The sequence below is a fragment of the Emcibacter sp. genome (genome assembly GCF_048269205.1).
In the GTDB taxonomy this organism is placed as follows: domain Bacteria; phylum Pseudomonadota; class Alphaproteobacteria; order Sphingomonadales; family Emcibacteraceae; genus Emcibacter.
In genome coordinates this window covers 739573-753677 of record NZ_JBLXJC010000001.1, presented here as the reverse complement: position 1 = coordinate 753677, position 14105 = coordinate 739573, and the positions used below count along the sequence as shown (strand labels likewise).

Here is a 14105-nt window from a genome sequence, read left to right as displayed (position 1 = left end):
TCAGTTATAGCTGATTTCATCGTCATCCATCTCGTCATCAATATCCCAGACGAATGAGCCCTCTTCCTTAACCCTTTTCCCGGAAAGGGTTTTATCCTGCACGGATGTGTCGAAAACCGGAACGTAACGCCTGTCGACAAGACGAAACTGGAAGGGGTGCTGGATTGTCCACATAATCCGGCGGTAAAGGGATTCCGGGGAGACCGGCTTGACCAGAAACTGGTTGACGCCTACCGCCTGCGCCTCGCGCACCCTGGTGATCTCGCTATACCCACTGACGACGATAATGGGAATAAAACACTCGGGGTAATTATTTTCCGACCGCATGAGTTTGACAAATTCGTATCCGCCCATGGGCTTCATGCGCCAGTCGGTAATGATCAGGTCGGGAGTCCAGTTTTTCATGATTTTCAAAGCGTCATTGCCATTAAAAGCCACCTTCAGTTGCCCTGCCCCGAAGGCCGACAACATGGCCTGCAACAACGTGACCATATTTTCATTGTCATCAATCACAAGAATAGAAATATTGGAAAAATTCATTTGGAGTTCTTTTCTGCCCGACAGTTCATATGAAACTATTCTATATTTAATTGATAGGGTTGTGAACCTAAATCGCCCTACAACAGAATCAGTTGGAGAAACGCACCTCGGTCACCTTATAACACCTTATAAAATATGGTATATTTTTCTATACTTCCGTAGATTTGGACAATTCCGCTCTCGGTTTTTTGAATCTTGTGCGCATTTTTTCCACCGCCACATAAAGAGCAGGAATAAGAAACAGACCGATTGTTGTGGCAAAAACCATCCCGAAAAACACAACAAAACCGATCACCTGACGGCTTGCGGCACCGGCGCCGCTGGCGATAATCAAAGGTATCACGCCAAGAATGAAAGACAAGGCGGTCATCAGGACGGCGCGAAATCTCAAACGGGCGGCCTCGATGGCGGCCTCTGTTATGGACAATCCCTCTTCCCGCCGCTTTTTCGCAAACTCGACGATCAGAATTGCGCTTTTGCTGGCCAGCCCGATCAACATGACCATCCCGATCTGCGCATAAAGGTTATTGTCCAGCATCGGATGAAGCCAAAGGGGAAGAACAGCACCAAACAGCGCCACAACCACTGACAGGATCACCGCCATGGGAATGGTCCAGCTTTCATATTGCGCGACCAGGAACAAATAGGCGAAGGTAAAAGCCAGCACAAAGATCATAAGCACCAGCTTTTCCGCCTCCAGTTGTTCATGAGCCGTGCCGGTCCATTCAATCCCGTATCCCGCCGGCAATGCCTCCTGTGCCAGCTTCTCAAGCGTTGTCATGGCGTCACCGCTGCTTACCCCCTGTGCCGGGGAGACCGTTACCAGTGCGGACTTGTAAATATTGTAGCGATTGACACTTTGCGGACCGAGAACCGGCAAAGCCTCCATAAAAGCGCTGAGCGGCACCATGTCGCCACTGCTGTTCTTGACGAACAGGCGATTCATATCCTGTATCTCGTCCCGGTATTCGGATTCCGCCTGTAAAGTCACCCGGTAGACTTTCCCGAACAGATTGAAATCATTGATATAATAACCACTCAGATTCTGTTGCAACACGCTGAAAACATTGGACAGATCAAGGCCGAGGGTACGCACTTTCTCGCGGTCAATGTTAAGTTCATACTGCGGCAGGTTCGCACTGAAAGTACTCCTGACCTGGGCAAAAGACCCGTCCTGATTGGCCGAAAAGATCAGGCTGCGGATCGCCGCCGCCAGTTCCTGTGATGTTCTTCCCTCGAAGTCCTGAACCTGGGCTTCCAGGCCACCGGAAACACCGAGACCCGAGATTGGCGGCATGGGAAAGGCAAATATATCCGCAGCAGCAATTGTCGAGACCCGTCCGTTGATCTGGCGAAGTATCATATACCATTGTTTCTCCATGGAAGTGCGGTCCTCCCAGGGCTCCAGAATAACAAACATGACCCCGCCGTTGGCCGCCTCTCCGGCCAGAAGGCTGAAGCCCGAAACTGAAATCACGTTGGTCACACCCGGTACATCGGAAATCATTTTCCGGGCCTGCTCAACCACTTCGTCCGTCCGGTTCAGAGACGCCCCGTCCGGCAGCTGAATGTTGACCAGCAAGTTTCCGCCATCCTCCATGGGAAGGAACCCGGAAGGAACTGTACGGAACAACAGCAGTGTCAGACCACCTATAACCAGGAGACCGCATAACATCAGCATCGTCCTGCCCGCGGAAAGCGTCACATACTTTACGTAGAAATTCCTGAGCACCACAACAAGACGATCGAAATAATGGAATAGACCGGTCGGCGTCTTGATTTCACTGCCCAGCAACAGGGCACACAGGGCCGGTGAGAGGGTCAGGGCGTTGATGGAGGAAAAGCCCACAGCAACACAAATCGTTACCGCAAACTGTTTATAGAGTTCCCCGGTAATGCCCGGCATGAAGGCGACCGGGATGAACACCGCAAACAATACAAGGGTGGTGGCAATAACCGGGCCGAAAACCTCCCCCATGGATCTTTCGGTGGCTGGCGCCGCTTCCAGTCCTGTTTCCGACATGTTGCGGATCACATTCTCCACCACCACAATGGAATCGTCCACCACAATGCCGATCGCCAGGATCAGGGCAAACAGGGTAATGGTGTTGATGGTAAAGCCAAGGGCGGCAACCACCACAAATGACCCGATCAGGGAAACAGGAATGGCGCAGGCCGGAATAAGGGCCGCCCGCCAATTGCCAAGAAACAGCCAGGTCACCCCAACAACCAGAATAAACGTAATAAACAATGACTGGATGACCTCTGCCATGGAGGCTTCCACGTAATTCGTGGTATCATACAGGATGTTATATTCCATATCCGCCGGAAAATTGGCCGCCAGATTTTCCAGTTCCGCCTTTATATTGTCTGCAACTGCCAGGGCATTGGCGCCTGGTGATTGATAGATGGCCATTGCCGCCGACGGTATACCGTTCATTTTGGCGCTTCCTGAATAGGAGCTTGAACCAAGTTCCACCCGCGCTACATCCGCGAGACGTACCAGAGAGCCATCCTCCCGGGCAAGGATTACAATATCCTCAAACTCCTCCACCGTGACAAGACGTCCCTTGGCGCTCAGCGCATATTGAAACTGGACTTCCCGGGAATTTGGCGGTGCACCGATCTTGCCCACCGACGCCTGGATATTTTGCGCAGCGATGGCATTCGCCACCTCCTGACTTGTGAGGCCCAGGGAGGTCAGTTTATCCGGGTTGACCCACACGCGCATGCCATAGTTTTTGGCCCCGAGCTGTGAAACTGACCCGACACCGTCAATTCGCCCCAATACATCCTGAAGATAAATTGAGGCGTAATTGCTCAGGTAGAGCTGGCTGTGACTCTGCTCAGGTGAGACCAGATTGATAATCATCAGCATATTGCTGGACTGCGACCGGGTCACTATCCCCATTCTTGTCACGTCGAGGGGCAGTTTATTTTCCGCAATGGCCACCCTGTTCTGCACATTTACCGCAGCAATTTCCGGGTCGGTTCCCACCTTGAAATGAATGGTCAGGGAATATCCGCCGTCATTGGTGCTGCGGGAATCCATGTAGGTCATGCCTTCCACGCCATTGACTTCAGCCTCAATTACGGAGGCAACTGTCTGTTCCACCACTTCGGCGCCGGCGCCGGGATAGCTGGCCGTGACCACGACAGAAGGCGGCGTGATTTCCGGAAACTGGGCCACCGGCAGCCCGCTGAGCGCCAGCAGGCCAGCCAGCACCATGACGATGGAAATCACCAGGGCAAATTTGGGACGCCTGACAAAAAAGACAGAAAACATGTTATTGCTCCACCACGTTAACTTCCATGCCGGAGCGGACCTTCTGCAGTCCCTCGAGAATGATACGTTCACCGGCGGCCAGACCGCTGGATACAATCCAGCTGGTGGCTTGCGCCCCGGCCACCTGGATCCTTCTCTGCTGAACCTGGTTATCGTCGGTAATCACAAGGACAAAATAACCCTGACGGTCCTGCTGGACAGTCGCCTGCGGGATCAGCATCCGTTTTTTCTTCTCCCGCTCCTCGATCAGGACATGAACAAACTGCCCGGGTAGCAACAGGCCCTCCGGATTGGGGAACGACGCCCTCACGGTAATGGTATCCGTCGTCTGGCTGACTTCTGTGCCCAGATAGTCAAATTCCCCGATCTGGTCGTAGATGGACCCGTCGGAAAGCTGCAGACGGGCGACAAAGGGTCTTTGTCCCTCGCGCAGCCCGTGACGCCGGACATCCAGAAGATTCTTTTCCGATATGGACAGGGAGACATAGATCGGGTCCACACTCGAGACAGTCGCAAGAGTACCGGAATCCGGCTTGACCAGGTTGCCGACACTGAAATTTGAGATGCTGATCTGACCGTCGATGGGGCTGCGGATCTGGGTATAGCTGAGATCAAGTTCCGCCTCTTCCATATTGGCCCGGGCCTGCATCAGGGCAACCTTGGCATTGACTTCCTCATTGATCGCATTATCAAGCGTTGCCTGGGAGGCCACGCCCTTTTTCCTCAACTCCCGAGCCCGTTTCAGGGCCGCACTGGCATTGATATAGAAGGCTTCGGCACCGGTCAGTTCCGCCCGTCTCTTGTCGACTGTGATCCGGTAAGGCGCCCGCTCAATCAGGTAGAGAAGCTCGCCTTTTTTGACCCTGCCGCCTTCCTCGAACAGTCGTTTCTCAAGGAAGCCCTCCACACGGGTTTTGAGTTCAATTTTTTCCACGGCCTGAACCCGGCCAACCCGTTGAAGCTGCCGCCCCACTTCCTTTTCCTCGACACGGACAACGACCACGGTCGGTTTCATCGCACCACCCTGGCTCTGGGCCAGCGCACCGGCGTTGGTCAACAGCATAAAAACAGCGGAAAAAGTGAAAAAAAGACGGAAAAACAGGGACATTAAACGTTCCTCTATTCGATATTCTGAAGCGGCATAGCGTTATCAGGCACCCGTGATCAAGCTGTCAGACCAGCTGATTTTTCGCGATCCCTGAGCAATTTTGCCTGACTATAACCCAAAGAAATATCGAACAGGAGAAAAAATCATGCATTCCCGTCATGCATTTTCCGGAGGGCTTCCCCCGGCAAAAATTCAGAGCGGAAATTCCACGATAGCCTGCCCGGTGCCGCTGGAGGCAAAATACTCGCAGATCACCTCCCCCTTGCCCTGATATTTGTTCCAGCCGAGCAGGCCGAACAGCATGGCGGTATCGGCCATGGCCCCCTCGCCCTGACAATATTTGACGTAAGAAGGCAGCATTTTCAGGAAAGATTCAATCTGGCCCTCGGTCCAGAGCTGCATCACGCGAATATCCACCTGACGATGGAACTCGTCGGTAATATCATTGAGCTTTTCCTGGGAGATATGATTGGGCGCGAATTCATGTGACAGAGAGCCCGACGCCAGAAAGGCCACGCGCCTGCCGCTTTTTTCCACCGCCCGGCGCAGAGCCGCACCAAAGATACGGTTTTCCTCCACACTGGAGAACTGGTTGGCGGCAATAGGCAACACCCGGGCCCCGAAATGATTGGCATGGCGCATGGGGACCAGGGTGCCATATTCCAGGTTCATGCCTTCCATCTTGTGACAGCGGCTCTTGAGTCCGGCGGCATTGCCCTCCTCCGCAATCAGATCACCCAGCTCCGGATCGCCCCCATAGTCATATTCGAGCCCATTCAGCATATGCGGCAGTTCGTGGCTGGTGAAGGTGCCAGACCAGCCGTCCCGGCCATTAACATGGAAACCCTGGTTCACCAGCCAATGGGTATCGCACAGAATGAAGGTATCGACACCGCGCTCTTCCGCCCGGCGGCCGATTTCCCGGAGCCCGTCGATAGCAAACTGGCGGATGCCTTCGAACCCCTCGATCATCTCCGACATCCAGATGGTCGGCACATGCGTTATCTTGGCGGCCAGTGCGACATCACCCATCAGAATACTCCTTTTCCTCACACACCCAGTCTGGGAATCGGATGATCCCCGAGGGCAATACAGATATTTTTGGTTTCCATATAAAATTCAAAGCTGTAGTCGCCACCGTCCCGGCCTATGCCGCTGGCCTTGGTGCCGCCGAAGGGCGACGGCAGATGGCGGTTGTTCTCGCTGTTCACCCAGATCATGCCCGCATCCACGCCCTGCGCCATGCGGTGCGCCCGGCCCACATCAGAGGTCCAGATATAACCCGAAAGGCCGTAAATCACATCATTGGCGAGCCTGAGTGCCTCCGCCTCGTCATCAAAAGCAATGGCGGCCAACACAGGACCGAAAATTTCCTCCTGGGCGATACGCATGTCGTTTCGGGCGCCAGAGAACAGGGTCGGCCTGACATAATTGCCGGGTGCGAGATCCGCCACCGCCTTGCCGCCCTCGCGGATTTCGGCACCGTCCTTTTCGGCGATTTCCATATAGCTCATCACTTTTTCGAAATGTTGCTTATGCACCAGCGGCCCCACTTCGGTGGCCGGATCCAGCGGATGGCCAACTTTGATTTTGGCAACCCGTTCCGCCACCCGTTCTACAAACTCTTTCTCGATGCCTTTCTGGACCAGCAAACGGCTGGAAGAGGTGCAGCGCTGCCCGTTAAGGCTATAGATCATGAAGACCACTGCATCCAGCGCCCGGCTGAGGTCCGCGTCATCAAAGACGATCACCGGGTTCTTGCCGCCAAGTTCAAAATGCACCCGCTTCAGGCTCGGCGCACCCTGGGCCATGATCATGCTGCCGGTGCTGCTTTCGCCAACAAAGGCCAGGGCCTTGATATGGGGATGTTCGGTCAGCGCCTTGCCGGCTTCCTCGCCGAGCCCCTGGACCATATTCCAGACCCCGGCGGGAATACCTGCCTCTTCAGCAAGTTTTGCGAGCTTCACCGCGGTGAGCGGGCTCCATTCCGCAGGTTTGTGCACCACTGTACAGCCCGCCGCCAGCGCCGGGGCGATCTTCCAGGTGGACAGCATGAAGGGTGTGTTCCAGGGCGTAATCACCCCCACCGGCCCGATGGCCTGCCGCAGGGTATAGTTGATATGGTGTTGCATGGGCAGGGACTGGCCGTCCCGGGCTTCCGGGCAACGGTCGGCAAAGAAACGGAAATTGGCCGCCCCGCGAATGGCCGCCTTGCTCATAAAGCGGATCGGCTGACCGGTGTCCATGCTTTCCAGCAGAGCAATTTCCTCCGCATCCCGCTCGATCAGGTCTGCGAAATGATGGAGGATTTTCTTGCGCTGGACCGGGGCCATATCGCGCCAGGCCGGAAAGGCGGACCAGGCCGCCTGACAGGCGTCATCCACATCTTCCGCGCCACCGCGCGCCACCTTGCCGATAACGGAATTATCGACGGGGGTGAGATTATCGAAAGTCTTGCCACTGCGCCCCGCGGTCCAGCTGCCGCCAATATAATGGCCGGCGGGTTTGTCCTTGAACCGCTGCAATAACTCTTCGGTTTTTGCCAGATTGTCTTCAAACTGTCCCATGGTCTTTGTCCTCGCAGATCCTTACAAATTCTTTTCGGGATATTTTTCCCGCATGATCTGATGCAGGTTATTCTTCTTGAAATTGAAGTCCATGTCGATTTCCTGCATTTCAAAACTGATGCCCAGCGGCCGGCTGTCAAAGATCGGCTGCAAGTAATCGCAGATCATGTCAAAGATAGCATTGCCAGCCTGTTTGCGCACCTCAAAGGGCCGCCCTTCCCGAAGCCGGGCCGTTACATGCACGAAAGCATTTTCCGGCGCCCCGTCGGCAATGACATAATGATCCCGGCGCGCCGCCCTGACCCGCACCCCGCCCAGTGGAAAAACACCGGTCTTGACGGCGATATCACGGATTTTCGGCAGGAAGACCGGCAGGCCCAGTTCCTGTTCGATATTGGCGGAATATTCAACGATGAAATGCGGCACAGATGTCCTCCCGCTGGCTCCCAATAAATCCGGTACTGTCAATATGGATTGACAGTTCGCTTAAAATTAATTAACAAGTTAATAGATAACATGTTCATCAATATACTGCTGCATCCCCTTCTGTCAAGGGCTATAGTGTAGCGCATAGTCCCGAGGAGACAAAGCATGACTGCCGCGCTCGACCGCCTGAAAGGCTCCATCCCGCCGCTGATCACCCCTTTCCGGGGCGGTGAAGTGGATTATGACGCATATGCGGGGCTGGTGGAATTCCAGATCAAGAACGGCTCCCACGGTATTCTGGTCAACGGCACCACGTCGGAACCTTCCACCCTGACCATTGCGGAACGCAATAAAATCGCCAGCCTCGCTATCAAAACCGCCGCCGGGCGGGTGCCGGTGGTGGTGGCGACCGGTTCCCAGTCGCTGGCCGAAAGCGAGGCGCTCACTCGTCATGCGGTTGAGGAAGGCGCAGATGCGCTGCTGATCGTCACCCCCTATTACATCCGCCCGCCCCAGCGCGGCCTGATCAAATATTATCAGGCCCTGACCTGTTTTCACGACGTGCCCTGGATGGTTTATCACATTCCGGGACGCACCGCCGTCGGCGTCACTGTGGATACTGTGCGGACCCTGACCGAAGACTGTCCCAATTTTGTCGGCCTCAAACATGCGGTCAATGACTTGGGCTTTGTCAGCGAGTGCCTGGGCCATGTGAGTCCGGACCTGAAATTTTTTGTCGGGCTGGAAGAGCTGAGCTTCCCGATGATGGCCGTGGGTGCCGTCGGCCTGATGAATGCGGTCGGCAACCTCAACCCCCGGGTGTTGGCCGATATGATGCAGGCGGTCTGGGACAATCACATGCAGGCGGGCATGGCCCTGCATCAGAAGCTGCTGGAGGTCAACCAGGCAGTCTTCTACGACACCAACCCGATCCCCATCAAATATATGATGAAGCGCATGGGTCTGATCCCCGAAAACGAACATCGCCTGCCCATGGTCCCGGCGACAAAGGAGCTGGAGAAACGGCTGGATGGCGTTCTCGAACGGGCGGGCCTGATCTAGGAACGAGACATGAAATTCATAAATTTTGAAAAAGACGGCAGGACGTCCTTCGGGGCGGTGAAAGGCGAGCGGGTGATCAATCTCGGCGGGAAGCTGCGGGATGACATGTGGGCCGTCGACGACCTTTTGGAACACGGGCTTCTCAATGCCGCCAAAGACATTGCCGCAACCCTGGAGCCGGACCTGGAGCTGAACGACGTCAAACTGCTTAAACCGGTCCTTAAGCCGGGCAAGATCATCTGCGTCGGCGTCAATTACGCCAACCGCAACGCGGAATATAAAGACGGCAGCGAGGTCAAAAAATATCCCAGCATCTTCATGCGCACCCCCGGTTCGCTGGTGGCGCAGGGTGAAAACCTGGTCCGGCCGCCGGAAAGCGAGCAGCTGGACTATGAAGGCGAGATCGTGCTGGTCATCGGCAAAGCCGGGCGCCGCATTCCGGAAAGCGAAGCCTACAGCCATATCGCCGGCCTGACCATCATGAATGAAGGCAGCATCCGCGACTGGATCAGGCATGCCAAGTTCAATGTCACCCAGGGCAAGAATTTCGAACGCACGGGCGCTTTGGGCCCCTGGATGGTGAGCGCCGATGAGGTGAAGGATTATACCGACATCCGGGTGCAAACCCGGGTCAACGGCGATGTGCGGCAGGACGACACCACCGCCAGCATGATGTATCCCATCGCATATCTGGTGAATTACATCTCCACCTTTACCGAGCTTATGCCAGGCGACATTATCGCCACCGGCACCCCCACCGGCGCCGGGGCGCGCTTTGATCCGCCGGTCTGGCTCAAACCCGGTGATAATGTCGAGGTGGAAGTGGACGGCATTGGTGTGCTCCGCAACGGTATTGAGGATGAGATAGTTTAGGCCTACTGATCCCTCTCAATAATCCTGTCGAGGATATCGTGCAGGGTCTCGGATTCTTCCTCACTGATCACTTCACCCAATTCCCTGTATTTTTCGTCGATCTGCGGCGCGATCTTGTCACAGAGCGCCCGGCCCTCATCGGAAAGCTTGATCAGCATATAGCGCTGATCATCGGGCTGGATGCGGCGGCTGATATAGTTCTTCTTATTCAAGAGACTAATGATGCGGCTCAGGCTCGGCCCGGAAATGATGCAGATGCGGCTCAGGGTCTGGCCCGACTGCTCGCCTTCGTCGCGGAGTGCGCGCAAGACCCGCCACTGCTGCTCGGTAATGCCATACTCGGCAAAGATCGGCCGGAACAGCTTCAGATAGACCTCTCGCGCCCTGAGCAGGCGCATGGGCAGGCTGCGGTTGAATTCGTCCATAAGGGTCCTTGTTGTATTGGGGTACAGCAGGAAGTCTAGCGGAAAATGATTAACTTGTTAAGGGCCTTTGGTGCTGTATATAAATAAAGGCCATAAAAAAGGAGGGCGCGGGGCCCTCCTGAATTTCTTATATTTTTCGGAACTGGTCAGCAGCGACGGCGGCGCGCCAGGCCCATTCCCGCAAGGCCAAGGCCCAAGAGGGCCAGCATCGCCGGTTCAGATACCTGTTCCACGCTGATCTCTCGGGCGACCGCCCAGTTCGCACCCCATGCACCACCAGTGGCAAAAATTGTCGACCAGCGAATATCGCCGTCATCGACGCGCGAAGTTGACGTGCCGGACCAGCTCAAAACATCCCCGACAGAAGCCGGCACCCAGGTACTCAATGTGTTTTCAATATCAATGGCCTTGTACCCGCCGGTGATTCTGCCGAAACCTTTAAAAGGCGCATCCAGATAAAGTCCGGTCCAGTCTGTCAGCACCTCAGGATTTGCCGGCATATAATTCCCGAAGGTAATCCAGCCCCAGCCCATACCGTATACCCAGCTGTTGTCGCTGTTGGTCAGTTCCAGTTCGAAGTCATACTGATAGGTACCATTGTGAAGATCGGTCACTTCATAGGTCAGTTCCAGCGGCAGGGCGGACGCCCCGGTGGCGGACAGCAGGAAGCTTGTCAAACCCGTCAAAATAAATTTTTTCATAGCAATCCCTTTGCACAATAGCTTTTAAAAAATAATCATATTCAAAAATAGCCTGCCAAATTACCGCTCGAAATCACCTCCTACGTCAGGCGATTTTCACATCGGACAATTTTATTTCTCAATGTAAATGAGGCGCACCCGCCCTGCGGTCTTACCGGAACAGTTTCGTCCCGGACTCACAGGGAATCTGCCAGCTCTAGAGAAGTATTAGACAGCAGCTTGCCGGATTGCCAGACATTTTTTGAAGACTACTCATGATGGTAGTACAGAATTAATAATCCCGCATAAGGACTACTTATTTGCAGGGGATAACTACCTGTTTTGCGCTGTTTCGGACTCGTTGCCGCTCTCTGCCGGGGAGCTTGTTGGTTCAGCAGGCTTCTCTTCCCCCTTCAGCAGGAAAAACAGCGCCCCCTCGACGATCAGCATCACCACCCCTGCCTTGATCAGCGTGCCGGGCAGCAGGTCAAGCCAGGTGCGAAGGCCGTCCCCCTCGCCCCAGACAAAAGCCAGGATCAGCGAAAATATCAGGGCAAAGATGAACAGGAATAATGGCAGCAGGATTTTGATTTTGGTGTGGTTGGTCATGGTATCTCCGGACCCGAACTTCTTTGGCTCCCCACCCTCCACATGAGCCTGACGACAGTTTGGCATAAAAACGTTTAACCTGTTAGCTATTTTAAAGGGGAGTCCAACAAACGGCCAGCCTTTTCGACAAACTACCGATTATGGTAGTTCTGCCCTATGCTGATTTTCGATCTTAAAGGACCAATCCCCGGCCTGAAATTCGAAAGCTTCTTCCACAAGATAGAACAGAAAATGACGCCGTCCAGCACCGCCCGCATCGATCCAATCAGTTGGCTGATCCAGAAGGTTCCGTTCCCCCCTGGGCCTCAATGAAAATGCGTTTGATCTCGGGGAATTCGGCCTTGATGGTGCTTTCCAGATAGCTGACAACATTTTCGAGATCCCCCGCCGGCAAGTCATTGCGGAAGTCGAGGCTGAGGTTCAGGAGGATATCCCTCGGACCCAGATGCATGGTCAGGGTTTCGTTGATGCCGTCGATGGCGGGATGATCGCCCGCAATCTGTTCGACCCGCTCCACCAGGTCCGGACTGGCGGCTTCGCCAATCAGAAGCCCCTTGGCTTCATAGGCCAGCAGCATGGCGGTCAGAGCCAAAATCACACCGATGACAATGGAGGCGATGCCGTCGAGTTCCGGAATCTGGAAATAATCGGCGCAGAAAATACCGACCAGGGCCACCAGCAGACCGAGCATGGCGGCCGTATCCTCGAACAGGACGGTGAAGATGGTCGGATCCTTGCTGGCCTGGATTTCCTCGAAAAAATTATCCTTGGTGCGGGCGGCGTTGAATTCCTTATAGGCGACGGAAAAAGCAAAGCCCTCGAAAATGATGGCCGCGCCGAGCACGATATAGTTTATATGGATATTGTCCACCGGATGGGGCTCCAGGGTTTTCTGGATGCCTTCATAAATGGAAATCCCGGCGCCGACGGCAAAAATCAGGATCGCGACCACAAAGGTCCAGAAATAAAGTTCCATGCCATAGCCGAAGGGATGCATTTTGTCGGCCGGCTTTTTCGCCTGCCGCATGCCAAACAGCAAAAGCCCCTGGTTACCGGTGTCGACCACACTGTGGATGCCTTCGGAAAACATGGCTGAAGAGCCTGTGAATATGGCCGCGCCGAATTTAGTGACGGCGATCAGGAAGTTACCGACCAGCGCCGCGTAAATGACTTTCTTGGAAGCGTGTGATGACATGGTATCCCCTGAAATATCTGTTGTTTTCCGAGTTGTAGCATACTTCGCCGGGGTCACGGAAATAAATAAAAAACCTCATCTACACCAAAGCTTCACAGAAGCATCACAGTGCAATGATAAACATCGGCCTGTGTTAATTTCCAGGAAGTGTATGATGAAATTTTTTAAACTGATTATTGTTGTTTTTTCAATATCCGTTGCCGCTCTGCCCGCCCGGGCGGCCGAGCCTAATGAGCTGAAAACGGAAAATGTGATCCTGATCACCCTTGACGGCGTGCGCTGGGAAGAGGTCTTCCGCGGTGTGGATAAAAAGTTCTTCGACCAGAAGGACTATAACGCCTATCACAAGACCCACGGGGACTTCAAAAAGACCTTTGATCTGGGCAACGCGAATAAAAACCGCGCCGCCGTCTTTCCCTTTTTCTGGTCGGTGATCGCCAAACAGGGCCAGCTCTATGGCAACCGGGACAAGGGCAGCGCCGCCAGCCTCACCAACCCCTATCACTTCTCCTATCCCGGTTATAACGAGATCCTGACCGGCCTTGCCGATCCGCGTATCGACAGCAATGACAAGGTAGAGAACCCCAACGTCAACGTGCTGGAGTGGGTCAACGGCAAGGACGGGTTCAAGGGACTGACCGCCGCCTTCGGCTCCTGGGATGTATTCCCCTATATCCTGAATGAGAAACGCAGCGGTGTGCCGGTTAATGCAGGTTTTGAGCAAATGAACGGCCTGAAGGACAACAAACAGGTCGCGTTCCTCAATGAGCTGCAGAAAGAAGTGCCGAGCCCCTGGGATACGGTGCGGTTTGACGCCTTCACCTTCGGTTTCGCCTTTGAGTATCTGAAGGAGCGCAAGCCGAAAATGCTTTATATCTCCCTCGGGGAGACCGACGATTTTGCCCATGAGGGCTTTTACGACCAGTATATCCTGGCCGCCCGCCGCGCCGATGGCTTCATCGGGGAACTCTGGAACTGGGTGCAGTCCGATCCGCGCTATAAGGACAAGACCACGCTGATCATCACCACCGACCATGGTCGGGGTGAGGCCCTGGAAGCCTGGAAGCACCACGGCCGGTTTGAATATACCGACGAGAATGGCGAGAAGAAACTGAGCGACTTCCCCGGTGACACCGCCATCTGGATGGCCGTGATCGGCCCGGACACCCCGGCTGGTGGAGAAGTGCAGAATACAGAGGAAGTGTATCAGAACCAGATTGCGGCCACGGCAGCAAAGTTCCTGGGTCTCACCTACGTGGACAGCCACCCGGAACTTGAGGCCGGAAAGCCGATCGACAGCATGTTCAAGTAGATTATCTACCCCAACTGAAGAA

13 protein-coding genes are annotated in these 14105 nt (G+C 54.7%); 3 read left to right on the top strand and 10 right to left on the bottom strand.

The genetic code is table 11. The features are described 5' to 3' along the window. The 6 genes from ACN0YD_RS03515 to ACN0YD_RS03490 all read right to left on the bottom strand — a co-directional run bounded on the left by ACN0YD_RS03515 (window position 1) and on the right by ACN0YD_RS03490 (window position 7927). Window positions 1-540 carry a response regulator gene (locus tag ACN0YD_RS03515; RefSeq protein WP_417317261.1) on the bottom strand — a complete coding sequence of 180 codons (540 nt, stop codon included), beginning with the start codon at window positions 538-540 and terminating at the stop codon, window positions 1-3. A 148-nt stretch (window positions 541-688) separates the two neighbouring features. Then, window positions 689-3826, bottom strand: coding sequence for an efflux RND transporter permease subunit (locus tag ACN0YD_RS03510; RefSeq protein WP_417317260.1), 3138 nt, complete (start codon window positions 3824-3826; stop codon window positions 689-691). A 1-nt stretch (window position 3827) separates the two neighbouring features. After that, window positions 3828-4934 carry an efflux RND transporter periplasmic adaptor subunit gene (locus ACN0YD_RS03505; protein ID WP_417317259.1) on the bottom strand — a complete coding sequence of 369 codons (1107 nt, stop codon included), beginning with the start codon at window positions 4932-4934 and terminating at the stop codon, window positions 3828-3830. 192 nt (window positions 4935-5126) lie between these two features. Further along, window positions 5127-5966: a 3,4-dihydroxyphenylacetate 2,3-dioxygenase gene (gene hpaD / locus ACN0YD_RS03500; protein ID WP_417317258.1), complete on the bottom strand. Its 840-nt coding sequence runs from the start codon at window positions 5964-5966 to the stop codon at window positions 5127-5129. Between the two features lie 17 nt (window positions 5967-5983). Beyond that, window positions 5984-7501: a 5-carboxymethyl-2-hydroxymuconate semialdehyde dehydrogenase gene (gene hpaE, locus ACN0YD_RS03495; RefSeq protein ID WP_417317257.1), complete on the bottom strand. Its 1518-nt coding sequence runs from the start codon at window positions 7499-7501 to the stop codon at window positions 5984-5986. Between the two features lie 21 nt (window positions 7502-7522). After that, the gene (locus ACN0YD_RS03490) at window positions 7523-7927 is read right to left on the bottom strand and encodes a 5-carboxymethyl-2-hydroxymuconate Delta-isomerase (protein WP_417317256.1); all 405 of its coding nucleotides are present in this window, start codon (window positions 7925-7927) and stop codon (window positions 7523-7525) included. Window positions 7928-8092: 165 nt separating this feature from the next. On the opposite strand from ACN0YD_RS03490, the gene dapA reads away from it, so the two are divergent. Both dapA and ACN0YD_RS03480 read left to right on the top strand, forming a co-directional pair. Beyond that, window positions 8093-8989 carry a 4-hydroxy-tetrahydrodipicolinate synthase gene (dapA, locus tag ACN0YD_RS03485; RefSeq protein ID WP_417317255.1) on the top strand — a complete coding sequence of 299 codons (897 nt, stop codon included), beginning with the start codon at window positions 8093-8095 and terminating at the stop codon, window positions 8987-8989. A gap of 9 nt (window positions 8990-8998) precedes the next feature. Continuing rightward, on the top strand, window positions 8999-9862 hold the full coding sequence (locus tag ACN0YD_RS03480; RefSeq protein ID WP_417317254.1) for a fumarylacetoacetate hydrolase family protein: 864 nt from the start codon (window positions 8999-9001) through the stop codon (window positions 9860-9862). Window positions 9863-9864: 2 nt separating this feature from the next. On the opposite strand, the gene hpaR is transcribed toward ACN0YD_RS03480, so the two are convergent. The 4 genes from hpaR to ACN0YD_RS03460 all read right to left on the bottom strand — a co-directional run bounded on the left by hpaR (window position 9865) and on the right by ACN0YD_RS03460 (window position 12771). Then, window positions 9865-10287: a homoprotocatechuate degradation operon regulator HpaR gene (gene hpaR / locus ACN0YD_RS03475; RefSeq protein WP_417317253.1), complete on the bottom strand. Its 423-nt coding sequence runs from the start codon at window positions 10285-10287 to the stop codon at window positions 9865-9867. Between the two features lie 146 nt (window positions 10288-10433). Then, on the bottom strand, window positions 10434-10988 hold the full coding sequence (locus tag ACN0YD_RS03470; RefSeq protein ID WP_417317252.1) for a PEP-CTERM sorting domain-containing protein: 555 nt from the start codon (window positions 10986-10988) through the stop codon (window positions 10434-10436). Window positions 10989-11300: 312 nt separating this feature from the next. Beyond that, window positions 11301-11642 carry a hypothetical protein gene (locus tag ACN0YD_RS03465; RefSeq protein WP_417317251.1) on the bottom strand — a complete coding sequence of 114 codons (342 nt, stop codon included), beginning with the start codon at window positions 11640-11642 and terminating at the stop codon, window positions 11301-11303. A gap of 199 nt (window positions 11643-11841) precedes the next feature. Beyond that, window positions 11842-12771 carry a cation diffusion facilitator family transporter gene (locus ACN0YD_RS03460; RefSeq protein ID WP_417317250.1) on the bottom strand — a complete coding sequence of 310 codons (930 nt, stop codon included), beginning with the start codon at window positions 12769-12771 and terminating at the stop codon, window positions 11842-11844. 151 nt (window positions 12772-12922) lie between these two features. On the opposite strand from ACN0YD_RS03460, the gene ACN0YD_RS03455 reads away from it, so the two are divergent. Beyond that, window positions 12923-14083, top strand: coding sequence for an alkaline phosphatase family protein (locus ACN0YD_RS03455; protein ID WP_417317249.1), 1161 nt, complete (start codon window positions 12923-12925; stop codon window positions 14081-14083). Window positions 14084-14105 lie beyond the last annotated feature (22 nt).

What these genes read in the sequence shown, in the direction of transcription:
- ACN0YD_RS03515 (WP_417317261.1), bottom strand. Translation starts at nt 540, where the DNA reads ATGAATTTTTCCAATATTTCTATTCTTGTGATTGATGACAATGAAAAT.
- ACN0YD_RS03510 (WP_417317260.1), bottom strand. Translation starts at nt 3,826, where the DNA reads ATGTTTTCTGTCTTTTTTGTCAGGCGTCCCAAATTTGCCCTGGTGATT.
- ACN0YD_RS03505 (WP_417317259.1), bottom strand. Translation starts at nt 4,934, where the DNA reads ATGTCCCTGTTTTTCCGTCTTTTTTTCACTTTTTCCGCTGTTTTTATG.
- hpaD (WP_417317258.1), bottom strand. Translation starts at nt 5,966, where the DNA reads ATGGGTGATGTCGCACTGGCCGCCAAGATAACGCATGTGCCGACCATC.
- hpaE (WP_417317257.1), bottom strand. Translation starts at nt 7,501, where the DNA reads ATGGGACAGTTTGAAGACAATCTGGCAAAAACCGAAGAGTTATTGCAG.
- dapA (WP_417317255.1), top strand. Translation starts at nt 8,093, where the DNA reads ATGACTGCCGCGCTCGACCGCCTGAAAGGCTCCATCCCGCCGCTGATC.
- ACN0YD_RS03480 (WP_417317254.1), top strand. Translation starts at nt 8,999, where the DNA reads ATGAAATTCATAAATTTTGAAAAAGACGGCAGGACGTCCTTCGGGGCG.
- hpaR (WP_417317253.1), bottom strand. Translation starts at nt 10,287, where the DNA reads ATGGACGAATTCAACCGCAGCCTGCCCATGCGCCTGCTCAGGGCGCGA.
- ACN0YD_RS03470 (WP_417317252.1), bottom strand. Translation starts at nt 10,988, where the DNA reads ATGAAAAAATTTATTTTGACGGGTTTGACAAGCTTCCTGCTGTCCGCC.
- ACN0YD_RS03465 (WP_417317251.1), bottom strand. Translation starts at nt 11,642, where the DNA reads ATGCCAAACTGTCGTCAGGCTCATGTGGAGGGTGGGGAGCCAAAGAAG.
- ACN0YD_RS03460 (WP_417317250.1), bottom strand. Translation starts at nt 12,771, where the DNA reads ATGTCATCACACGCTTCCAAGAAAGTCATTTACGCGGCGCTGGTCGGT.
- ACN0YD_RS03455 (WP_417317249.1), top strand. Translation starts at nt 12,923, where the DNA reads ATGATGAAATTTTTTAAACTGATTATTGTTGTTTTTTCAATATCCGTT.